Source organism: Acidithiobacillus albertensis (genome assembly GCF_001931655.1).
GTDB classification, from domain to species: domain Bacteria; phylum Pseudomonadota; class Gammaproteobacteria; order Acidithiobacillales; family Acidithiobacillaceae; genus Acidithiobacillus; species Acidithiobacillus thiooxidans.
The window spans coordinates 2,764,000-2,786,647 of record NZ_MOAD01000001.1; the positions used below are offsets into that span (position 1 = coordinate 2,764,000).

The following is a 22,648-nucleotide window of genomic DNA, read 5'->3' on the forward strand; positions in this document are numbered from 1 at the left end:
CTTTTTTGAGGAGGATATCAAAATGTCAAAATATGTAGGGGCCATTGATCAGGGGACAACCAGTACCCGTTTTATTGTTTTTGATAAACAAGCCAACATTGTTTCCATAGCGCAAAAAGAACATGAACAAATTTATCCCAAACCCGGCTGGGTAGAGCATAATCCGCTGGAGATTCTGACGAACAGCAACGAGGTCATCGGGGCCGCCCTCGCCAGGGCAAACCTCAGCGCCAGCGATCTTGCGGCGGTAGGCATCACCAATCAGCGGGAAACCACCGTACTCTGGGATCGTCATACCGGCAAACCCCTTTGTAACGCTCTGGTGTGGATGGATACCCGCACTGACCAACTGGTACAACGCTTTGCCCGGGATGGCGGCCAGGGAAGATTTCGCAGCAAGACCGGACTGCCACTGGCCACCTATTTTTCCGGCCTGAAACTGCTGTGGATTCTGGAAAATGTGGAAGGAGCCCGACGTCAGGCCGAAAAGGGTGACGCGCTTTTCGGCAACATCAACACCTGGATGGCCTGGAATCTCACAGGAGGCCCTGACGACGGCGTGCATGTTACGGATGTGAGTAATGCCAGCCGCACCATGCTGATGGATTTGCAGACTTGTGCCTGGGACCCGGATATTCTGGATCAATTCCATATTCCCGAAGCCTGCCTTCCCAAAATCGTGCCATCTTCCGCGCCTTATGGAGAAATCAAGACCGCACCACTGCGCGGTACGCCCCTTGCCGGAATGCTCGGCGATCAACAGGCCGCGCTGGTAGGACAAACCTGCTTCGCTCCGGGAGAAGCCAAAAATACCTACGGTACCGGCTCTTTTCTGCTCATGAACACCGGCACCGAACCGGTACAGTCCAATGCCGGACTTCTGACTACGCTGGCGTATCAGTTTGGTGATGAAAAACCCCGCTACGCACTGGAAGGCGCCATCGCCATTACCGGGGCCCTGGTGCAGTGGTTACGGGATAACCTCCACTTTTTTGATGTCGCCGGACAGATTGAGCCACTGGCGCGGAGCGTACCGGATAATGGCGATGTTTATGTGGTTCCGGCTTTTTCGGGCCTGTATGCCCCCTACTGGAAAGATGATGCGCGAGGAGTCATTGCCGGCCTGACCCGCTTTGCCAATAAAGCCCATATTGCCCGTGCAGCGCTGGAATCGACGGCCTATCAGGTGCGCGACGTGGTTGAAGCCATGGAAATTGACAGCGGTATTCCTCTCAGCAGCCTGCGCACGGATGGCGGCATGGTAGTGAATGAGTTACTCATGCAGTTTCAGTCCGACATGCTGAAAGTACCTGTCCTGCGCCCGAAAATGATCGAAACCACGGCCTTGGGCTCCGCCTACGCCGCCGGGTTGGCCGTAGGTTACTGGAGTAATATTGAAGATCTCCGCGCCAACTGGGGTATTGATAAGACCTGGGAGCCGAAGATGCCCGACGCTGATCGCGACCGTTATTATCAGTCCTGGAAAAAGGCCGTTTCCCGTTCTTTTGCCTGGGTGGACTGAAAGCCGAGAAGGAGATTAAAAATGGCTGAAGATACTTCTGTAAAATTCGGTGTCAAGGCAGGGTGGCGCGCCCAGTCTGTCTGGTCAGAAATGCTGGCAGAATTTGTGGGATGTTTTGTATTGCTGGCATTTGGAGCGGGCTGTGTGGCGGTTGCCGTAGTCGGTCTTACGGAATCCCACCGGACCATGGTTATTTTTCAGGGGGCAGGGGGCTGGATGGTCATCGTCTGGGGATGGGCTTTTGCCGTGGCCATGGCCGTTTATGTGGCAGGCGGGGTCTCCGGAGCGCACATCAATCCGGCAGTCACCCTGGCATTTGCCCTCAAGGGTAATTTCCCCTGGCGAAAAGTCATACCCTACTGGATAGCTCAGGTAGCGGGCTGTTTTGCTGGGGCTGCTATTGTCTACTACGATTATTTCCGGGCTATCAATGCCTGGAATTTGGCCAACCATGTCGTCTCCCGAGCGGATCCTGGGGGCCTGACCACATTCAGCATATTTGCGACGTTTCCTGCCGCGTATTACGGAAGCCATCTCGGTCTGATGCTGCTTGATCAGATCATCGCGACTTTTTTCCTGGTGCTTTTTGTTTTTGCCATCATCGACAACATGAACGTGGGACCAGGGTCCAACCTAGCGCCATTGATGATTGGCTTTGCCGTCGCAGCTATCGGCCTGTCATTTGGTGTAGGTACAGGCTATGCCATCAATCCCGCCCGTGATTTTGGGCCTCGTCTGTTTTGTTGGCTACAGGGCTGGGGACCCAACGCTTTTCCTGGACCCCATGGATACTGGTGGATTCCCATTGTCGGTCCGCTTATCGGTGCCGCCATTGCTGTCTATTTCTACGATTGGTGCATCAGCAGAACCCTCTGCGTGCGTGCCAGGCTGCTGAAAGAACGTCAGCCCCGTGTTGAACAGAAGGGCCTCGGCTTCAAGCTGGAAAAACTGCAGAAAGCTCTGGATGAAGTCAAAACTCAAATTGATGGTGCCGACAAATAAACCCGGGAGGTGTGTCATGAAACAATTGGTCAATGCTCCGGATCAGGTTGTCACGGAAGCTTTGCAGGGCATGGCCCTGGCTTATCCTGACATGATCCGTGTCCATGAAAACCCGCATTACATTGTACGCGCCGATGCGCCCAAAAATGGTAAGGTCGCCCTGGTTTCCGGGGGTGGATCAGGACATGAGCCCATGCATGGCGGTTTTGTGGGTCTGGGTATGCTCGATGCCGCCTGTCCTGGCGCGGTATTCACCAGCCCAACCCCTGACCAGATTCAGGAAGCCTCTGCTGCTGTACATGCTGGCAAAGGCGTTTTACATATTGTCAAAAACTACACTGGTGATGTACTGAACTTTCAGATGGCTGCAGAACTGCTGCAGAGCGATGGGATAGAGGTGCGCACCGTCATCATCGACGATGATGTGGCCGTCAAAGACTCTTTATATACAGCCGGAAGGCGCGGAGTCGGGGCCACGGTGCTCGCCGAAAAAATCTGTGGGGGCGCTGCCGAGGCCGGCGCCAGCCTGAATGAAATCGCCGCATTGTGCAGTTCAGTCAATGCTTCTGCCCGTTCCATGGGTCTGGCGTTAGGCCCCTGTACCAACCCGGAAACGGGTCAAGCCAGCTTTACCTTGGGTGAAAACGAAATTGAATTTGGTATCGGTATTCATGGGGAGCCCGGGCGGCAGCGTATTCCACTGCAATCTGCAGATACTTTGACGGAAATGCTGATGATACCCATTCTCGAGGACTTACCTTTCAAAAAAGGCGATGAGATCCTGTTATTTGTCAACGGTCTCGGCGCTACTCCTTTGTTGGAACAGTATATTGTTTATCGCGCCGCTGAAACAGTTGCAAAAAAACACGGCCTCAAAGTGTCCAGGCGCCTGGTGGGTTCCTACATGACCAGCCTAAATATGGCCGGTATCTCCATCACCCTGTTGCGTCTTGACGAAACCATGCGTCAGTACTGGGACGCCCCGGTCCGCAGCCCGGCGCTGCGCTGGGGTTTATAAAACAGGAGCCTTAACATGGAATATAGCCTCAATGCACTGAATCAGTGGATTGTCTGCGCAGAGCATCAATTCAAAGCGCAACTTGCCGAGCTCAATGCGCTGGACGCAGCCATTGGTGACGGTGATCACGGCAGCAATCTTGCCCGTGGCTTTGCCAAGGTCGTCGAAAAGTTGCAGGCAGAGAAGCCAGCAACCCCCGCAGCTTTGTTGAAACTGGTAGGCATGACCCTGATCAGTTCCGTAGGCGGTGCTTCAGGGCCGCTGTATGGAACCTTTTTCCTCGAGGCCGCCAAGACTGCCGGGGATCAGCTTCAGCTGGACGATGCCGGGCTGGCTCTTTGTCTGCAGGCCGGACTGGCTGGCATCCAGAGACTCGGCAAGGCCGAACTGGGAGACAAAACCATGGTCGATGCCCTCAGTCCCGCCGTCAGCGCCCTGAACCACCAGGCCGGATTGGAAATGGCTGCACAAAAAGCCCGGGAAGGTCGGGATGCAACGATTCCCATGATCGCCCACAAAGGCCGGGCCAGCTATCTGGGCGAACGCGCCATCGGCCATGCCGACCCGGGAGCCACGTCTGCGAGCCTGCTTTTTGACTGTCTGGCAAAGCTCTAAGCCGCCATGAGCACTGCCGAATCCAGAATGAATACCGTCGGCCTTGTTCTGGTTTCGCACAGTCGTGCCCTGGCCATGGCCACAGAAACCCTCATTCGTCAGGTCACCGGTTCCAACGTACGGATGGCCATTGCAGCAGGGGCGGGTGATGAGGGAGCAGATCTGGGCACAGATGCTTTGCAGATTCTGGCCGCCATTGAATCGCTGGATGATCCCATGGGAACCCTGGTACTCATGGACATGGGTAGTGCGCTGTTGAGTACAGAAACCGCCTTGGGACTCCTGTCAGAACCGGTCAGGGCGCGGGTCCTGATGAGTAGCGGCCCCTTTGTGGAGGGCGCCATGGCCGCTGCCATGGCCGCCAGCGGCGGCGCCGCTCTGTCCGAGGTGCGTCAGGAAGCCGAAAACGGGCTGCGCATGAAACAACAACAATTGGCTCCCGATAACGCAACGGCCAAAGAAAATCCGCAAATACCAGCTGACTCGCCGGAACATCAGCTCAGTTTGTACTTGGCAGATCCCGCTGGCTTGCATCTGCGCCCGGCAGCCGCATTGGCAAAACTCGCCCTCGCCCGCAGCACGCCCAGCTTCATAGCAGCAGCAAAACACCCGGATAATCGGGTTTCCGCTTCCAGTCTGACCGCCATTCTGGGACTGGACCTGCGCCAGGGAGATGAAATTTATCTCCAGACTTCAGGGCCGGATGCCGATGCATTCCTGGACAGGGCAGCAGCCTGCCTGCAGGAAGATCTGCATCCTCCTGCAAAAATGCCAGTCCCTGTTGAAAATGAAGCCACAAAGCACTCTCAGGGGGCGGCTCCCGGCTTCGCCCAAGGACCCCTCATCATCCATGATGAGCTCCTGACGACAGTTCCCCGGTCCTATTGCGATGACTGTGCAGAAGCCCTTCACACATTTCTTGAGGCCGTCGCTAAAGTGCGGCGACAACTCAGCGATCACCCTATTTTGGAGGCTCAAAATGTGCTCTTGAGTGATCCTGCTCTGCTGAAAAAAACCACCTCCCTGATCCAGAACGAGCATCTGGATGCCGCCTCTGCCTGGGCACAAAGTATTTCGCAGGCCGCTTCCCAAATCGACGCCCTCAGTGACCCCATACTCCGCGCCCGGTCTGCAGATTTACGGGATTTGGGTAATCGGGTTCTCCAGGCCTTGGGAGTGACCGCAGATTTGCAGCCCTGGCAGGGGCCACCCGCTATTTTATTGGTCAATGAACTACTTCCTTCCGTAGCCTTACGCTTCGACCCCGAACAGGTTCTTGGCGTGATAGATCGACATGGCAGCGCAAACTCGCATGCCGCCATTCTCTTGCGTGGCTCTGGTATTCCCTACGTCATCAACGCGGACCCCGTTATTTTTGCGAACACTCAATATGTGGCCATGGATGGAAAAACTGGCGAATTATGGCCCGACCCCGACGCCCGGATTCTCGAAACCTTGCATGATCGGGAACAAATGCATCAGGACCAGAATTCAGCGGGTTCTTACGGCCAAATCACCCTGAGCGATGGCAGCACGCTGGAGCTTTGGGCAAACGTGGCCAGCACTGCGGAAGCAGCTGCGGCCAGGCGCCTTGGTGCTACGGGTATTGGTTTGCTGCGTACCGAGTTCTTTTTTCTCGATCAGCAAACACTTCCAGATGAAGAAAGCCAGTGTCAGTTCCTGCGACAGGTCATGGCCCCCATGCAGGGTCTGCCTATTGTGGTGCGAGCGCTCGATGCCGGAGCGGATAAGCCATTGACCTTTATGGCCTTGGGTGCCGAAGCCAATCCCGCCCTCGGCAGACGAGGATTGCGCGCTCTGCTCGCGTATCCCGACATTTTTGCCCTGCAACTGCGGGCCATGCTGCGTGCCGGCCGGGATCACAATCTCCGTATCATGCTGCCTATGGTCACCAACCCGGAAGAATTACGCAGTGCCCGAATGATTCTGGAGCAGGCGCATCAGCAACTGGAGGCTGCAGGTCTGGCGCATCGCTGGCCCGTGCCGCTCGGGATCATGGCAGAAGTTCCGGCGGTCGCGCTGTGCATGAAGCAGTTCAATGGTCTGTCGGATTTTGTGTCCATTGGCAGTAATGATCTTACTCAATACACACTGGCCAGCGATCGCAGTAATGCATTACTTCAGACCTTGGGTAATGCCGCACACCCGGCGGTCCTTGAGTTATGCCGGAAAATGGTCCAGGACAGTCATGCCCCGGTTTCGATTTGCGGAGAAGCCGCCGGGGATCCACAAATTGCCCCTTTGCTGGTGGATTGCGGCATCCGCCGCTTGTCGATGGCGCCGCTGCGACTCAGTAACGTGTACAAGCGCGTCTCTGGCACTTAATGCTGAGTACCATGGCTACAACTCAACGCACTCTCTTCGTCATAGACCAGATTACGCAACTCCTTAATCATTTTGTTGTTTTCACATTCAAGAACGGAGCCCAGATAAAGAGCATTGGCTACATCTCCGTTATCCAGCGCCAGTTTTGCCTGGCGTGCCAGATGATGTATTTTTTCATGGCGCTGCAAAATCTGTAAAAACTCGGACTGTTCGCCAAAACGCAGAGATCCGTCCCCCTTAAGCCAGCGACCCAGATGGCATTTTTCTTCGGCATCCTGTTCCAATACATGTTGCGGGATGGATTTTTGCTCGCGCATGGCCAGCAGAAAATTCTCGGTCCGTTGTCCATGACCTTCCAGCAAAGTCGGCAAAATATCAATGGAAGCATGGCTGAGCACACTCAAATTCAGATTCTTGAACTGCCGCAACCAGAGGGGAATATCTTCTCCGGGCATGGGCTTGGCAAACAAATATCCCTGCAAGTGACCGCAACCCATTTTCGCCAATAATTTAGCATGGGCTTCTGTTTCCACCCCTTCCGCTATCACATCCAGACCCAACATACGACTGGCAGTAATAACGGCTGCTACAATAGCCAGGTCCTTGGGGTCGTTGATCATGTCGCGGACAAAGCTTTGATCCAGCTTGACGGACTGGGCGGGGAGCTGCTGAAGATAGGTCAATGAAGCGTTCCCCGTTCCAAAGTCATCCAGCGCCACCCGTACTCCCAGATCATTGCAGGCAGCCAGACGCTCCTGAGCATGCAGCAGATCGTTCAGTGGTGCCGATTCGGTAATTTCGATTTCGATCTGCTCAGCAGGTAAATCGGGATATTTTCGTAGAGCTTTTTCCAGATCGTCCAGGAAACGTGCATCCAGTAAATGATGGGCACTGATATTAACGGAAACGCGCAAGGCAAGTCCTTGTTGCTGCCAGATTTGCCCTTGCCGAAAGGCAGCATCCATCACAAAAATACCCACATCCCGGGCATAGCGATGATGATCCAGACCGGCCCAGAAAGCTGCGGGACCCAGCAAACCCCGTTCAGGATCAAGAATCCGAAGTAAAGACTCAACCCCCGATACGCCACCAAAACTGTTGACGATTGGCTGGTAATACAACAGCAACTGATGATTTTTAAGTCCCCTTTCGAGCAGCAGCCGCATATTGGCCGCATTTTGTGCGGCCTCATCCAGAGTCAGACTATACAGGCTGAGCTGATCCCCTCCCTGTTTTTTTGCCGCATATAATGCCATATCCGCATGCGCCAGAAGGGTTTCTACGGATACTTCATCCAGAGGATATAACGTCACGCCCAGACTGGCACTCACATGAATCCACTCGCCATCGATTTCCACGGGCGTACGCACGGTTTCCAAAATCCGGCCACAAATGAAGTCCAGGTCGTCTGTGGAACTCAGCGACGGAAAAAGCAGCCCGAATTCGTCCCCTCCCAACCTTCCCAAGGTATCGCCAGAACGCAAACATTGCCGAATCCGCTGGGTGACAGAAAGCAGCAAACGATCACCGGCACCATGTCCAAAACGGTCATTAACCGGCTTGAAACCATCCAGATCCAGCAGCACCACCCCCAGTAAAGTCTCCTCTCGACTGGCCTGCCGGCGGGCGATTTCCAAGCGATCCATAAATAAAAGGCGGTTGGGTACCTGAGTCAAGGGATCCCGGAGCATGCGATTACGTAATTGCAAAACGATCTCGCCGAGATGGGCAAACGCCTCAAAATAATCTGACCCGATTCTGTTGAAATATCCTTTTGCCCGAGCGCCAATAAAACCTAAACCTTGCAAGTCACCCGACGAAAAGGGCAGAAACACCATCTCCTGAACGCGGGGTCGCAATTTCCGGATCCACTCCGGTGCTGCAGGATCATCACTTGAGTAAACCAGGACCTGGTTTTGTTGCAAGGCCTGCCAACAGGGATCTTCTGCAGAATAAGGGAGATAGGGCATGGACAAGCGCAAACCGGCCGAAGCTTCCAGAGTCAATAGATCATTGACTCTACTGGAGCACAGAAAATAGCCAGCCAGGGTGATATAACGACTTTTACGCGGCAAGCGCTCACATAACACCTGTAAAAGACTGGTGTTATCCGTATCTTTTTCAATACGGGTGCTTGCCAGGGTATCGAGCAATACATCAAAAACGGCGCTTCGCTCACCATCCGTTTCCCGCGCTGCCCGGGCGTAGCCGCTTAACTGACTCATCAAGTCACCCATCAGCAGGCTAATGAGGATTTGTCCCAGACGCGAATGGTGTTCGGTTGGGACGTGCTTTTCCAAAATCGGCTGCCAATGCCGCCAGTAGATGGTGTAGCCACCGGCCAGCCAGGCAGGATCAATGCCTAAATGGTGATGCTTGGCACCCAGTTGCTGCATGGCAATCTGCCAGGATGGGTTCAGTTGGTTGTTCAGAAGACCATATCCATGCTCTGCCTGACGCTGAACCAGGGCTTCAATTTGTGCTTCTGAAAAGTTTCTGAAAGCTGCGGCGGTAGCCGGATGTGAAAACAGATAGTTATAAAAATCCCGGGCCAGCTGTTCTGCACTTTGGGCAAATAAACCCCAATACTGGTCTAGTAAAGTGAAATCTTCACTATCCAGTCCCAAAAAACTGACCAGACTATCTGGCCTTTTAAGGGAGCTATTCATCGCTGCAAAAAGCCGTACAACTCCCCTGTTTAGACAGAACCGCATCCAGCACCAGGCTTTCCAGTGTTTCCGTCGGGCTTACCCCATAGAAAACACTCAGCTCCTTGAGCATTACCCATGCCCACTCTGAGAGTGCCACTTGTTTTATTACCGCCGCTTTTTGCCCGATCTGATCATTATCAGGTTTTATAGTAGACATAAATTTTACTTCAACCTCACTCATTTATTCTGATGACTATTATATTTTTTCCAGAAAACCAGCCTGGACTTGTAACGAAAATGATACAGCTTCTGGGAGGGAAGAGCAAACAGAGAACCCAAGGTTTTTCTTATATATCAAAAATGTAACGATAAGTAACAACGACACATAATAATACATTATTTTCTTAATAAGATATTTAAAGAATTCTCAGAAAATATTAAGCACTCAAAATTTTTTATTAAAAAATGCGTGTGTTTCTGGAGTATTCCGGTCGCTTCTGAATTTCCTCGGCCTTTTTACATAAATACAAGTGCTCGGCACGTTTTTTTTGATCGCGGGTGAGAGACATCCGGATTCCGACCAAACATTGACCTGCTGGAGCCCCTTCTTCTTGAACGCGAACAACCGTAACCACCGTTTCACAGGTTCCGCAGTCCGCAATGGTAAACTCAGCAAGCACATTATCACCGGGCTTGTATGAATCTCTGGGCGCATAAAAGCTGGCACCGCTGGGACTGAAATCGTGCAGTTGTCCCACCATCTCAGCACCACCCGCCTTGCGTAAGGTAATAGCGCCTTCCAGTCGTACCCGTTTGGCTCTGCGCGAGGCTCTGCGGTAGATCATACGCGGCACATCAAAATAATAGCGACCTTCAAACAAGTATTTCAGATCCGAAAAAAACATAAAAATAAAGTCACCCAATTCAACAAAAATCAGGGCTTTCTTATAGTCTTCCCGAGCCAGGACACCCTTCAAGCGGAAAAGCAGACTCTCCGATTCACAGCCATCAAAATAAAAGTGTGCGCCAGAATCATTACTGTCAGCCGAAAAAATTACGGCGTCTCCCAGCCCCTCCGCAGACCGCTCAGAACAGAGCATCGCCGGAATATTTTCAAAGACAGCTTCACCAAACTCCTCCACTAGAGTTTGCTGATATTCTGCAATACTGAGCCCGCTTCTCAGCGGCAGCATCATACCCAACTCCGTATCGTCAGAAGTCAGTCCCATATACCCTCCAGAAATAAATGGATAGGCCCCATGATCCGGATGAGCAAACACCAGGGCAATCCAGAAAAATTCAATGAAAATTTACGCTTAAAAATTCTAGACACTTTCTTATCAAAAATGTTACACCTAATGTCATAAAGGAACAAACACCCCGGCTAAAGCAACCTGTCTGGGGGTGTCCACAAGTTCCCTGGTCTGCGCTACACTGCCCCGCAATCAACCCACCACGCTCCCGGATGGAACCCGCCATGGCCCAATATGTATTTACCATGAATCACCTGAGTAAAACCGTACCGCCCAAGCGTGCGCTGCTCAAAGACATCTCTCTGTCTTTTTTCCCCGGCGCGAAAATCGGGGTTTTGGGGCTGAATGGCTCGGGGAAATCCACCTTGATGAAAATCATGGCCGGCGTGGATCGGGAGTTTGAGGGCGAAGCCCTGCCCATGCCGGACCTGAAAATTGGCTATCTGCCTCAGGAGCCCGATGTAGATCCCAACAAGACCGTGCGTCAGGTGGTGGAGGAAGGACTCGGCGAAATCATCGATGCGCAGCAACAGCTCGAAGCTGTCTATGCCGCTTATGCCGAACCGGACGCCGATTTTGATGCCCTGGCCGCCGAGCAGGGACGACTGGAAGCCATTGTCGCCGCCAGTGACGGGCACCAGGCAGAACTGCAGATGGAAGTAGCCGCTGATGCTTTGCGCCTGGCCCCCTGGGATGCGTTGGTGGGCCCGCTTTCCGGTGGGGAAAAGCGCCGTATTGCCCTGTGCCGCCTGCTGATCAGCCGTCCCGACATGCTTCTCCTCGACGAGCCCACCAACCATCTGGATGCCGAGTCAGTCGATTGGCTGGAACAGTATCTGCAGCGCTTCAGCGGGACCGTGGTGGCGGTCACCCATGACCGCTATTTCCTGGACAACGCTGCCGAATGGATTCTGGAGCTGGATCGCGGCCGTGGCTTTCCCTATAAAGGTAATTACTCAGCCTGGCTGGAGCAGAAAGAAAAACGTCTGGAACAGGAAGCACGCAGCGAAGCTTCGCGCCTCAAAGCCATGCAACAGGAACTGGAATGGGTGCGTCAGAATGCCAAGGGCCGGCAAAGCAAGAGCAAGGCGCGCCTGGCCCGCTTTGAAGAACTCAGCTCCTACGAATACCAGACGCGCAATGAAACTTCGGAAATTTTCATTCCCGTTGCCGAGCGACTGGGTAATGAAGTCATTGAATTCAAGGAGGTCAGCAAAGGCTTCGGCGACAAGCTCCTGTTTGAGAATCTCAGCTTCAAGATTCCTCCGGGTGCCATCGTCGGCGTGATTGGTCCGAATGGCGCCGGCAAATCCACTTTTTTCCGGATGATCATCGGTCAGGAACAGGCCGACAGCGGTGAAGTAAGCATCGGCGCTACCGTCAAACTGGCTTACGTGGATCAGTCCCGCGATGCCCTGGCAGCCAAAAACAATGTCTGGGAAGAAATTTCGGGAGGCCTGGATATTCTCACCGTTGGTAAATTCGAGATCCAGTCCCGCGCCTATTGTGGTCGCTTCAATTTCAAGGGGAACGACCAGCAGAAACTGGTGGGCCAGTTGTCGGGTGGGGAGCGCGGTCGCCTGCATCTTGCGAAAACGCTGATTGCCGGTGGTAACGTGCTGCTGCTGGACGAACCGTCTAATGATCTGGATGTGGAAACCTTGCGGGCCCTGGAAGATGCCCTGCTGGAATTTGCCGGTAGCGTCCTGGTCATTTCTCATGATCGCTGGTTTCTGGATCGCATCGCCACCCATATCATCGCCTTTGAGGGCGATGGTCATGTCGAATTTTTTGCCGGCAACTACCATGAATACGAAGCCGACAAAAAGCGTCGCCTAGGTGAAGAGGGGGCCAAACCCCATCGCTTGCGCTTCAAGCCGATTGTTCGCTGAATGGCAGGCTAGACCCAAAGCGCATACAAGCTTCTCAGCGAAGTTTGAGGGCCACATCCCGGAACGAAGCCAATGCGGCTTCCAGATGGTCGATGATCTCCTGCTGCAATACATCCGGCGGTGGCAGTTCGGCCAGGTCGTCCAGGCTGTCGTCCTTCAACCAGAAAATGTCCAGGCTGGCCTTGTCGCGGGCCATCAAGTCTTCGTAGCTGAAAAATCTAAACCGTTCGGTGGCAACGCGCGCGTGTCGGTTTTCTGGATGATAGCAGGCGATGAAATCCTGCAAATCTTCCAGCTTCAAGGTGCGGGTTTTCAGGGTGAAATGCTTGTTGGTGCGCAGGTCGTAGAACCACACGCCCTGGGTATGTACCTTACCGTCCTTGGGTTTGGCGTCGAAAAACACCACGTTGGCCTTTACGCCCTGCGCGTAAAAAATGCCCGTCGGCAGGCGCAGGATGGTGTGCACATCACAGGTTTCCAGCAGCTTGCGGCGGATTTTTTCGCCCGCACCGCCCTCGAACAGCACATTGTCGGGCAGCACCACGGCGGCCTTGCCGTCCAGCTTCAGCATGCTGACGATGTGCTGCAAAAAATTGAGCTGCTTGTTCGAGGTGGTTTCCCAGAAATCCTGGCGCTCGTAGGTCAGTGCGTCGCGGTCCTCCTCGCCCTCCTCGTTGGTAATGGTCATGCTGCTCTTCTTGCCGAAGGGCGGATTAGCCAGCACATAGTCCACCTTGGCGCTCGGCTCGGTAATCAGCGCATCGGAACGCGCCACCAGCGGCTCGCCATCCAGCTCGCCAATGCTGTGCAAGAACAGGTTCATCAGGCACATGCGGCGCGTATTGGGCACGATCTCGTTGCCGTGAAAGGTCTGGTCGCGCAGAAACTCCTTTTGCGCCTTGTTCAGTTGCGCGCCCGGGCGCGTCAGCCAGTTGTAGGCACCCAGAAAAAAACCGCCGGTGCCACAGGCCGGGTCGGCAATGGTCTTCATCGGCTCGGGGCGCACGCAGGTCACCATCGCCTCGATCAGCGCGCGCGGCGTGAAATACTGCCCCGCGCCGCTTTTGGTGTCTTCCGCATTCTTTTGCAGCAGCCCTTCGTACAGGTCGCCCTTGGTGTCGGTGTCCAGGCTGATCCAATTTTCCGCGTCGATCATCTGCACCAGGCGCGACAGCTTGGCCGGGTCCTGAATCTTGTTTTGCGCCTTGAAAAAGATCGCACCCAACATACCCGGCTCCAGCCCCAGCTTGTGCAGGGTGGCGAGGTAATGCGCCTCCAGCGGCTCACCCGTCTTGCCGCGCAGGCTAGCCCAGTCGAACCCCGGCGGAATCTGCGTGTCGCGGTTATAAGGCTCTTGCGCGTACTCGTGCGCCAGCTTCAGGAACAGCAGGTAGGTGAGCTGTTCGAGGTAATCGCCATAGCCCACCCCGTCATCGCGCAGGGTGTGGCAGAAGTTCCAGACTTTCTGGACAAGTGTGGAGGTGTTCATGGTAGAAAGGCCTGTGCAATAGACTGGACTCGTTGATCAAACAACGCAGCTTGCGAGCAATGGGATATAACTTGTGTCCACTGCGCTGTTACTACTCCAGCCAGCTTTCTGTATTGGCGAACACTCTTGCGGATTCTCTGCCCACGGGGTAACTGGGCAAGCTGAGTTTCAAGATGCAGATTGCACTCCAGTCCAGTCAGCAACGCGTGATTCGCCGGAAGTGTAGCTGCAGCAAGCCAAGCTTCGGTAGCTTTCGAGGGAATGCAAAACAAGCTCTTCGACCCAGTCGCTGAAATGCCCAGCCAACTCCGCAGCACAGCCTCCAGTGCAAGCACAGTATCTGAGGGTGGAGGACAAGGCTGAGCGCAGGGCAATGGTTGAAGCGCGAGTGCCGCCTGCACAACGGCATCTCCACAATCCGCATAGCTTTTGTCGGCCACATCTGCATCCAAATGCACCATCACGAGATCAAAATTGCTCAGGGTTGGGTCAGATTCGATGTGCGCCGCACCGCGCTGGCGAAACTCTTGACACCATTTGAAAACGCCGCACCAGCCACCGCCCATTTCTGGCCTTGTTGGTTCCGGCTGTAACTGATTGAGCACAATGGGGCGTTGCAAAATGGCTTTTAGCGCCGCCTCAATCACGATGAAGTCGGTTGATCCTTCCGCCACCAGCGCAATTCGGGGATCAGACATTCGGCATGGCCCCCAAATTACCCATCAGCCACAATCGTGATAAAGGATATTGCTTATTCATCGCCTGCAATTCGACGCTGATTTCAATTCGGCGCACGACCGTGTACCCCTCACTGTTACGCTCCACTGCAAACAATCTGATTTCTGAGTCAGTCAAATCCAAACCGTCGAGCACGGCTGGATTGTGCGCGGTGAACAACAATTGCCTCTGCGCATCGCCTCGCGCCAACCAACCGGAAAGCTTGGCCGTCAAACGCCCAACCAGCCGGGGGTTCAATGCCTGATCCAGATTATCGATAGCAAACAATTTGGGGGCATGGGGCGACAGGCACAGAATGGCGCAGAACAACACATATAGCGCCCCCTCACTCGCATCATAAGCCGTCAAAGTATTGCGACTTTTGCGCATGAATCGGTCGGTGAACTTCAGCACCTCCTTGGTGCGTGCCACAGAGGGCGACAAGAGTGATCCGGCAGATGAAGTGGTTTGAATATCGGCGACCCAATCCACCAGCTCGAAGACGCTATCCAATAACTCATCGTCACTGTCGAGCACCGACTTACGAAACTCGGCAAATCCCTCGGCCAAGCGTCCGCCCGCCAGTCCCACTGGATTGCGCGATTGCGGATCGCTCACCATCGCCCGCAAGGTCGGCGTATTAGGCGAGTAAATTGAGAAGTTCTGCAGCCGCTGCATCAATTCGGCAGCTGGACTGTCGGTCGGCACCTCCACCAGTTTCAACGCAGCTAATCCTGCTGTGGGCGTCAGGTTGCGCCTGTTACGCACGCCATCGGAGACAATTTCATCATTCCCGCTGGTCAGTCGCTCAGTTTTGAACGACCAAGCGGGCTCCGGATTATCCAGCGGGTTCAGCAGCGAAACCCGATAGCTGGCCGTATTGGCGTTGCTACCACTTTCCGCACTCAAACCGATATGCACTGGGACGCTCGCCGATTCAAATGAAGTCTTGTAGAGCCGGGGTACACCTGGGCGAACCCCGCGACGCAGCAGGGATTCATCGTCCACTTTGCCGCTAGCGGCCGCGCCGAGCACACCAATTGCCTCCAGGATATTACTTTTCCCCACCCCATTGGCACCGATAAAACAGTTCACCCGCCCCAGTTCTATGGTTTGCGACACGATGGATTTGAAACCATCAATCTGAACGCTGCGGATCATAGAATTCCTCCGAATGGCAGCTGAGTCTTTGTTGTGTAAAAAATATACCCATCAAAATTTGTATTCACGCTGGCTCCTTCGCCTTGCTTCTACGTGGCGTTTTCAATGTATCACGCTCCGCCCGCTCGGCGCGGATGCGAGCCAGCAGCACGCTGGCGGGTTCGTCGGCCGGGTCTTGCGGGACGAGTTGGCCAGCAAAGGCGGCGCGGAGGATGTTCTGGCGTTGGGCGGCGGATTGTTTGAGGGCAATTTCAATGGCTTCCGCCTGAACGCTAATAACAGCCAGAGTCTCCTCCAGATGCAGCACTAACGATTGATGCTCATTCTGTGGCGGGAATGGAAATGGAAGGGCTCGACATACCTCCAAGGTGAGGTTCGTTTGACCAGCGGTCGTCTTGGCTTTTGCCTTGAGCCATTGCTGTGCGATGGGTGACAGTAGATGGGCGCAGACAAACTCAGGCATGACTCCGTCCACGGCCCTAAAGATGGCAATTGCCTGATTGATATTCCACTCGGGAAATGTGTTCGGAACGACAGACACTTGCCCAAGCGGCGGTCCAACGATATTCATCAACACATCTTTGGGGTAGACCACCGAGCGAGCCAGAAAGCCCGTGTGCGTTTCTTCCGACACATACACCCTGTCGGTTAAGTCCAAGCGCCCCTCGTCGGTAAGGTTAGTGACGCGCAGAAAGGGGATTGTCTGTGCTTTCCCTGCATCCAAGCCCTTAGGCGGGGTTGTTCCCTTGGTGATGAACTCGCACAACTGCTCGCCACTCGCCCACACCCACTCCTGCGGCAGTTCCGGCAAACCGCTGGTGTCGGGCTGCACCGGCTCGGGGTATTTCTTTTGCCAGTCTTTGGGCGGGGTCTTGCCTTGCTGCTTGAGCTTGGCGAGCTGCTTGGCTTCCCAGCGGGCGCGGCGTTGGGTGAGGATGCGTTGCAGCAGTTGCGCACCCGTCTCGGCAGGCGGGTGCTGTTGCCGCCACTCGGCGGTGAGCGTGCCTTCCACGGCGGCCTTGAGCAGCGACTGGCGGTATTGCGCCAGCTTCTTCTGCGCGGCCTTGAGTTCGGCCACCCCCGCATCGAGGTCGGAGAGCAGCTCTTCGAGTTTTTCGACGATGCGGGTTTGTTCTTTGCGGGGCGGAACGGGCAACTCAAGAGTGCTCAGATTTCCCCGCGAGATACGCTTTCTGGTTGACCCGCTCTGTAGTGAATGAATGCTCTCTCGAAAGGGTGCTGAGTTGACGAAGTGCATCAACCAAGCATGGTCAAAGCCTTCGCCCTTGCCACGAACCACACACACATCGACAACCGTAACTGCGCGCTTCTTGTCGCCCGGAAAAATGCATGCACGACCCAATGGATCAGGCATACGAGCGATCAGTACATCGCCTTTTTCAAGGAAGGTGCAGCCTAATTCCGTCGCTTTCACCTGCGTCAAATAGCGATTGGACTTGTTGAGAAATCGGCCATCACCGATGTCAGCTAACTGAACAAGTCGAACCTCTCCGTGAGGATCTTGGTCTTTGCTTTCGACCCAGTCGCCATCGACGAAGACGCCCTGCTGTCCCACAAGGTCAGGCAAGCGGGCAGTTACCCATCCATGCGGCAACTCACTCACGCCACCAACTCCCGATTCATCTCGTCCATCAGTCCATCCAGTTCGGTGCCAAACACCTGCCACACGCGCTGCAGCCCGCCCTTGTCGGCCAGTTCGGCGTAATCAAAGTCGTCGCGGGCGATGCTGCAGCTGCTGGCGATGTGGTCTTTCATCAGGCGCAACCAGTCGGTCTGTTCGGGCGTGAAGGCAGTGGCGCGCTGGGCGTTGTGGCGGAAGATCCAGGTCTGGAAGCGCTTGTCCACCTCGTCGGCGAAGGGTTTGAGTTCGCCGTCCAGCCCCAGGGCAAAGCGCACCAGGCTGATGAGGTCGGTGAGCTGGCGGCGGGACTCGCTGCCTTTCACTTGCCCGGCCTGCACGCGGGCGTAGGCGCTCCACAGGCGTTCGGTGGTGAGCATCAGCGGCGGCTTGCTCAGGCACTCGTGCAGGTCTTCGATCATGGCGAAGGTGAGGGCGCGGCGCTGGTAGGGCTGCTGGTAGAAAAAATCGAGCGCGGCGATTTCGTCCTTGTGCTGCCGGATGTAGTCGGCAAAGCGTTGAATGACCGCGCGGGCTTCGCCTTCGGCCTGCTCGGAAAAGCCGGAGAAGGTGACTTGATCGAGGTTGATGTGGTCGATGAGCTGCTCGCGCTCGCGGCGGGCGTTGTCGATGGCGTCGCGGAGTTCGGGGCGGTCGAAGGGGGCGCAGGCGGCGGCCACGCGCTGGGCGCGGGCGGCGTCGATTTCTGCGGGCAGCAGGGTGTCTTCGCTGCGGGTGATGCCTTGGGCTTCGGCGTTGGCCAGCGCAGTTTGCACGATGGCGTCGGGGTCGAGCGCAGCGATCAACCCTTTGCCGAGGGCGGCCACGGAAATGCCGCCGCTGGCTTGTTCGATGCGCGCCTGCGCCTTGTCGTCGAGCTGCTTGGCCAGGCGCACGAGGCGGTTGGCGAGGCTGAGCACGGTGTCGTCGTCGCGGCTGCCCATGGCCACGCCTTGCAGCAGGTCTTTGAGCGCCACGCCGGGCTTTTTCTCCAGTGGGCGGCTTTCGGTTTTCAGCGACTTCTCCACGCCCACGGCGTCGATCAGCACGAAGCGGGCTTTGGCGCCGTCCGCGCTGTTGCTGACGCGCTTGAGACTGTCGCCGTCGAGGCTGCGCACGCCACGGCCTTTCATCTGTTCGTAGTAGCCCTTGCTGCGCACATCGCGCATGAACAGCAGTACTTCCAAGGGTTTGACATCGGTGCCGGTGGCGATCATGTCCACGGTGACAGCGATGCGCGGATTATAGTCGTTGCGAAAGCTGCTGAGGATGCTGTCGGCGTCTTCTTCGGCACGGTAGGTCACCTTTTTGCAGAAGGCGTTGCCCTGACCGTAAACCTCGCGCAGGATGTTGATGATGTCGTCGGCGTGGCTGTCGGTCTTGGCGAAGATGAGGGTTTTGGGCGTCTCGCGGCGGTTGGGGAAAATCTGCGTTTCCACGGCGATTTTCATCGCCTGGATGACCTGACGAATCTGGCTGACGTTGACCACCGAGCGGTCGAGTTCCTTGCCGGTATAGGCGGTGTCTTCCTCGGTTTCGCTCCAGCGCTTTTTGCGCGTGGCGCGGTCGCGGTGGTCCACCCATTCTTTGGCCTTCAGCTCGGCGCCCTTTTGGGTGATGTCGGTTTCGATCTCGTACACGTCATAGCCGACGTTGACGCCATCGGCCACGGACTGCTCGTAGGTGTATTCGGCGACGATGTTCTCGTTGAAAAAGCCGAAGGTGCGCTTGTCCGGCGTGGCAGTGAGCCCGATGAGGCTGGCGTCGAAGTAGTCGAGCACCTGCTTCCACAGGTTGTAGATGCTGCGGTGGCATTCGTCGATGACGATGAAGTCGAAGGTTTCCACTGGCACGGCGGGGTTGTAGCGCACCAGCTTTTGCTGCGCCGCCGTCTGCTGCACCTCGTTGAGCGACAGGTCTTCGGCGGATTCGTCGATCGGTTCGCCGCTGAGGATGGAATACATACGCTGGATGGTGCTGATGCACACCTGCGCGTGCGGGTCGATGCTGGGGCTGCTGAGACGCTGCACGTTGTACAGCTCGGTGAACTTGCGGCCGTCGTCCGGCGGCGTGTAGGCCATGAATTCCTGATGCGCCTGTTTGCCGAGGTTGCGGGTGTCCACCAGAAACAGGATGCGCTTGGCGCCGCCAAACTTGAGCAACCGATACACGGCGGTGATGGCGGTGAAGGTTTTGCCCGCGCCGGTGGCCATGTGCACCAAGGCGCGGGGCTTGTTCAGCGCCAGCGATTGCTCCAGTCCGGTGACGGCGCTGATCTGGCAATCGCGCAGGTTGCGTTCGGGCAAGACGGGCATGCGCTCGGCCAGGCGGCGGCGCAGGGTTTCCGGCTGACCCAACCATGCGGCGAACGTTTCTGGCTTGAAAAAATGGAAAATTTCCCGAGAACGTGGCGCGGGGTCGGCGTTGTCGGTGAAGCGGATGATCTGGCCGGTAGCCTCAATCAAAAAACGCAGCGGGGTGTTGTCCTTGCGCCATTTGAGGGCGGCGGTGGCATAGCGCTCGGTTTGCTTTTCGGTGACAGTGATATTTTCACCCGCGCTGTCTTTTTTGGCCTCGATGACGCCCACGGCATTACGGTTGACGAACAGCACGTAATCCGCAGGGCCGGTATCGGTAGGGTATTCGCGCACGGCGACACCCACCGCTGCGCCGAGGTTGATCTGCTTCACGTCTTGGATCACCCAACCGGCCTGCTCCAGCTTCTGGTCGATCTGTTGACGTGCCTTAGTTTCTGGAGTCATTGAATTTAGCTGTTTGCCTTTTAAGGTCTAGTGCCCAACTTCTGGTTGAATGCGGATCGTTGTAAAACATATCAATGTGATGCCACGTTAGCCAGCATTAAAGTGCTTAGAGTTCGGCAGCATCTTAAATGGATTTGGTTGAGTTCGACACCTTGACTTTCGGACAGCATCTCCTTATCTTCTCAGCCCTTAGGATTTACCCGCAGGAAGTGTTCCAATGAAGCGTACTTTTCAACCCAGCATTACCCATCGCAAGCGGACTCACGGCTTTCGTGCCCGCATGGCGACCAAGTCCGGGCGTCTTGTTCTGAAACGTCGGCGCGCCAAGGGCCGTCAGCGTCTCTGTCCGTAAGTTTATGCATCCGGCGCAGGCGCATCCTCATCGCTTTACCCGCGAGGATCGCCTCCGTCAGAAAGCGTTGATTCAGCGCACCATTAAACAAGGGCGCAAAAAAGTTTTTCCCGAGTTGGTCATGTATACCCTCCCCAATACTGTTTCTCATCCCCGGCTGGGTTTGGCCGTGAGCCGCAAGGTAGGTAACGCCGTCATTCGTAACCGGGTCAAACGTCGTCTGCGCGAGGCCTTTCGCCTGCAGCAAACGCGCTCGGCAGGACAGGATGTCATGGTGGTTGCCCGGAATGGGGCCAGACAACTCAGTATGCGCGTTATGGGTGGTTATTTCCGGCAACTGCTGGAGAAAGCATGAGCGCGCGCCGCGCAGCCGTGCTGGCGGTTCGTACCTATCAATATGCCATCAGTCCCTTGCTGGGCCATCATTGCCGCTTTTATCCGACCTGCTCCGAATATACCTGTCAGGCCATTGAACGCTATGGCATCGCCAAGGGTTCGTGGCTGGGTATCAAACGCATCGGCCGCTGCCATCCCTGGCACGCGGGCGGTGTTGATCCCGTTCCTTAATACTCTGGGGCTCCATGGAAAATCAGAAAACTTTTCTTGTCATTGCACTTGCCGTGGTTTTTTTTCTGTTGTTTCAGGCCTGGCAGGCGCAAAATGCGCCGAAACCCGTGACGCCCGCAACCAGCACCGTCAGCAAAGCGGTCACTCCCAGGGCCGCTCCCGTCACCGCCCCGACGGTTTCACCCAGTACCATGACAATACCTGCAGCCGTCAGTCAGGCCATGGCTCCGGCGCGCGGTCCCTCCGTGCCTTTCAGCACCAAGGTATTTACCGGTCATATCGGCCTGCATGGTGGAGATATCCAGAATCTTGGCCTGCGTGCCTACCCCGTAGCCACCGATAATCCTGCTCCTTACCCTATTCTGGACACAAGCTCCGCCAAACTGACGACCCAACAAAGCGGGTTTTTGGGAAGCGACGGACAATTACTCATTCCCCAGTTCGCAGAAGAGAAGCCCTCTTCGGATACGAACAGCCCGATCGTCCTGAAGGGCAAGGCCGGACCTTTGACGATCACCAAAACCTGGGTTTTCCAGCCCGATAGCTATCTTGCTGAAGAACACATCCAGGTAACCAACAGCGGAACCCAGCCCTGGAACGGCAGCTACTTTGATCAGATTCTGCGCAATGATCGCGCCGAAAGTCACATGTTCATGTCCATTTTTACGGGCGCCGTACTGATGCATGGCGGAAACTTCAGTGAAGTCAGTTTTGGCGACATGCGTGACCACCCCCACACGGAAGCAGGGCCTGGCTGGGCCGGAATGATGGACCATTATTTTCTCGCGGCCGTTCTGCCCGCCGAACAGGCGCAGCATGTGCAGGTTTATGCCCGACCCTCCGGCAGTAATTATGTGGCGGGGGTAAATACGCCTCTACCCACCCTGGCTCCGGGGCAGAGTACCACCATTACCCAGCAGATTTTTCTGGGTCCCAAACAGCAAAGTCGCCTGGCGGCACTGGGTCGGGGTCTGGAGCAGACGGTGGATTATGGCTGGTTTGCCATTATTGCCGAACCCATGCACCTGGTACTCAAATGGTTTCATGGTCTGGTTGGCAACTGGGGTCTGGCCATTATCCTTTTGGTTATTGTCATCAAGGCGATATTTTTCTATCCCTCGGCCATCAGTTACCGGTCCATGGCCAACATGCGCAAGCTTCAGCCCAAACTGGAAAAACTGAAAAAAGAATGTGGTGATGATAAGCAGAAACTGGGCGCGGCCATGATGGAGCTCTACCGTACGGAAAAGGTCAATCCGATGGCGGGCTGTTTGCCCATTCTTCTGCAAATGCCTTTTTTCATTGCCCTTTACTGGGTTCTGGTAGAAAGCGTATCACTCCGCCAGGCGCCCTTCATCCTCTGGATTCATGATCTGGCGGTGCCCGATCCTTATTACATCCTGCCGCTGCTCATGGGCATTTCCATGTTTTTTCAGCAGCGTCTCAACCCTGCGCCCGTCGATCCAATGCAGAAAAAAATCATGTCGGCTCTGCCGGTCATTTTTGCGGTGTTTTTCTCTTTTTTCCCGGCAGGTCTGGTACTCTACTGGTTGACCAACAACGTCGTTTCCATTGGTCAGCAATATCTGATCACCCGACACATCATGGCCGCCAAAGACTAGGGCGGCACGGCTTTTCGCAGCCGGGTTGTCTCATCGGTTC

At 55.5% G+C, this 22,648-nt stretch carries 18 protein-coding genes; 10 read left to right on the top strand and 8 right to left on the bottom strand.

What is annotated here, in order from left to right:
* Positions 1-22 precede the first annotated feature (22 nt).
* From glpK to BLW97_RS14240, 5 genes are read left to right on the top strand one after another with little or no spacing between them, the layout of a single operon-like run.
* Entirely contained in the window at positions 23-1,522 is a 1,500-nt protein-coding gene (glpK, locus tag BLW97_RS14220) for a glycerol kinase GlpK (protein ID WP_075323690.1), read from the top strand.
* A 21-nt stretch (positions 1,523-1,543) separates the two neighbouring features.
* Positions 1,544-2,524: an MIP/aquaporin family protein gene (locus BLW97_RS14225; RefSeq protein ID WP_075323495.1), complete on the top strand. Its 981-nt coding sequence runs from the start codon at positions 1,544-1,546 to the stop codon at positions 2,522-2,524.
* Positions 2,525-2,540: 16 nt separating this feature from the next.
* Positions 2,541-3,542 (top strand): dihydroxyacetone kinase subunit DhaK, encoded by a 1,002-nt coding sequence (gene dhaK, locus BLW97_RS14230; protein ID WP_075323496.1) that lies wholly within the window; start codon positions 2,541-2,543, stop codon positions 3,540-3,542.
* Between the two features lie 15 nt (positions 3,543-3,557).
* Positions 3,558-4,157: a dihydroxyacetone kinase subunit DhaL gene (dhaL, locus tag BLW97_RS14235; RefSeq protein ID WP_075323497.1), complete on the top strand. Its 600-nt coding sequence runs from the start codon at positions 3,558-3,560 to the stop codon at positions 4,155-4,157.
* Between the two features lie 6 nt (positions 4,158-4,163).
* Positions 4,164-6,503 carry a phosphoenolpyruvate--protein phosphotransferase gene (locus tag BLW97_RS14240; protein ID WP_077218439.1) on the top strand — a complete coding sequence of 780 codons (2,340 nt, stop codon included), beginning with the start codon at positions 4,164-4,166 and terminating at the stop codon, positions 6,501-6,503.
* Here BLW97_RS14240 and BLW97_RS14245 read toward each other — a convergent pair.
* The 3 genes from BLW97_RS14245 to BLW97_RS14255 all read right to left on the bottom strand — a co-directional run bounded on the left by BLW97_RS14245 (position 6,500) and on the right by BLW97_RS14255 (position 10,383).
* Positions 6,500-9,172 (bottom strand): EAL domain-containing protein, encoded by a 2,673-nt coding sequence (locus BLW97_RS14245; protein WP_075323498.1) that lies wholly within the window; start codon positions 9,170-9,172, stop codon positions 6,500-6,502. The genes BLW97_RS14240 and BLW97_RS14245 overlap by 4 nt on opposite strands.
* Entirely contained in the window at positions 9,165-9,395 is a 231-nt protein-coding gene (locus BLW97_RS14250; protein ID WP_010640965.1) for a hypothetical protein, read from the bottom strand. Before BLW97_RS14250 ends, BLW97_RS14245 begins: the two co-directional genes overlap by 8 nt.
* Positions 9,396-9,612: 217 nt before the next feature.
* Entirely contained in the window at positions 9,613-10,383 is a 771-nt protein-coding gene (locus BLW97_RS14255; protein WP_024894321.1) for a PilZ domain-containing protein, read from the bottom strand.
* 248 nt (positions 10,384-10,631) lie between these two features.
* On the opposite strand from BLW97_RS14255, the gene ettA reads away from it, so the two are divergent.
* Positions 10,632-12,299, top strand: a complete 1,668-nt coding sequence (gene ettA / locus BLW97_RS14260; RefSeq protein ID WP_024894322.1) for an energy-dependent translational throttle protein EttA — start codon at positions 10,632-10,634, stop codon at positions 12,297-12,299.
* Positions 12,300-12,333: 34 nt separating this feature from the next.
* Here the strand turns inward: ettA and BLW97_RS14265 are convergent, their stop codons facing one another.
* The 5 genes from BLW97_RS14265 to BLW97_RS14285 all read right to left on the bottom strand — a co-directional run bounded on the left by BLW97_RS14265 (position 12,334) and on the right by BLW97_RS14285 (position 20,067).
* The gene (locus tag BLW97_RS14265) at positions 12,334-13,788 is read right to left on the bottom strand and encodes a class I SAM-dependent DNA methyltransferase (protein ID WP_075323499.1); all 1,455 of its coding nucleotides are present in this window, start codon (positions 13,786-13,788) and stop codon (positions 12,334-12,336) included.
* A complete protein-coding gene (locus tag BLW97_RS14270) occupies positions 13,785-14,486 on the bottom strand; it encodes a hypothetical protein (protein WP_075323500.1) in 702 nt (233 codons plus the stop codon). The genes BLW97_RS14265 and BLW97_RS14270 overlap by 4 nt, the downstream gene beginning before the upstream one ends.
* The gene (locus BLW97_RS14275; protein WP_075323501.1) at positions 14,479-15,666 is read right to left on the bottom strand and encodes an AAA family ATPase; all 1,188 of its coding nucleotides are present in this window, start codon (positions 15,664-15,666) and stop codon (positions 14,479-14,481) included. The genes BLW97_RS14270 and BLW97_RS14275 overlap by 8 nt, the downstream gene beginning before the upstream one ends.
* Positions 15,667-15,730: 64 nt before the next feature.
* Positions 15,731-17,290, bottom strand: a complete 1,560-nt coding sequence (locus BLW97_RS14280; protein WP_075323502.1) for a restriction endonuclease subunit S — start codon at positions 17,288-17,290, stop codon at positions 15,731-15,733.
* Complete coding sequence (locus tag BLW97_RS14285; RefSeq protein WP_075323503.1) at positions 17,287-20,067, bottom strand: type I restriction endonuclease subunit R; 2,781 nt, start codon at positions 20,065-20,067, stop codon at positions 17,287-17,289. Before BLW97_RS14285 ends, BLW97_RS14280 begins: the two co-directional genes overlap by 4 nt.
* 217 nt (positions 20,068-20,284) lie before the next feature.
* Between BLW97_RS14285 and rpmH the strand changes: the two genes are divergently transcribed.
* The 4 genes from rpmH to yidC are packed head-to-tail and all read left to right on the top strand — an operon-like array spanning position 20,285 to position 22,608.
* The gene (rpmH, locus tag BLW97_RS14290) at positions 20,285-20,419 is read left to right on the top strand and encodes a 50S ribosomal protein L34 (protein WP_024894327.1); all 135 of its coding nucleotides are present in this window, start codon (positions 20,285-20,287) and stop codon (positions 20,417-20,419) included.
* 4 nt (positions 20,420-20,423) lie between these two features.
* A complete protein-coding gene (gene rnpA / locus BLW97_RS14295) occupies positions 20,424-20,774 on the top strand; it encodes a ribonuclease P protein component (RefSeq protein WP_075323504.1) in 351 nt (116 codons plus the stop codon).
* Positions 20,771-20,986: a membrane protein insertion efficiency factor YidD gene (gene yidD, locus BLW97_RS14300; RefSeq protein ID WP_010640496.1), complete on the top strand. Its 216-nt coding sequence runs from the start codon at positions 20,771-20,773 to the stop codon at positions 20,984-20,986. Before rnpA ends, yidD begins: the two co-directional genes overlap by 4 nt.
* 14 nt (positions 20,987-21,000) lie before the next feature.
* Positions 21,001-22,608, top strand: a complete 1,608-nt coding sequence (gene yidC / locus BLW97_RS14305) for a membrane protein insertase YidC (RefSeq protein ID WP_075323505.1) — start codon at positions 21,001-21,003, stop codon at positions 22,606-22,608.
* The last annotated feature ends 40 nt before the right edge of the window (positions 22,609-22,648 follow it).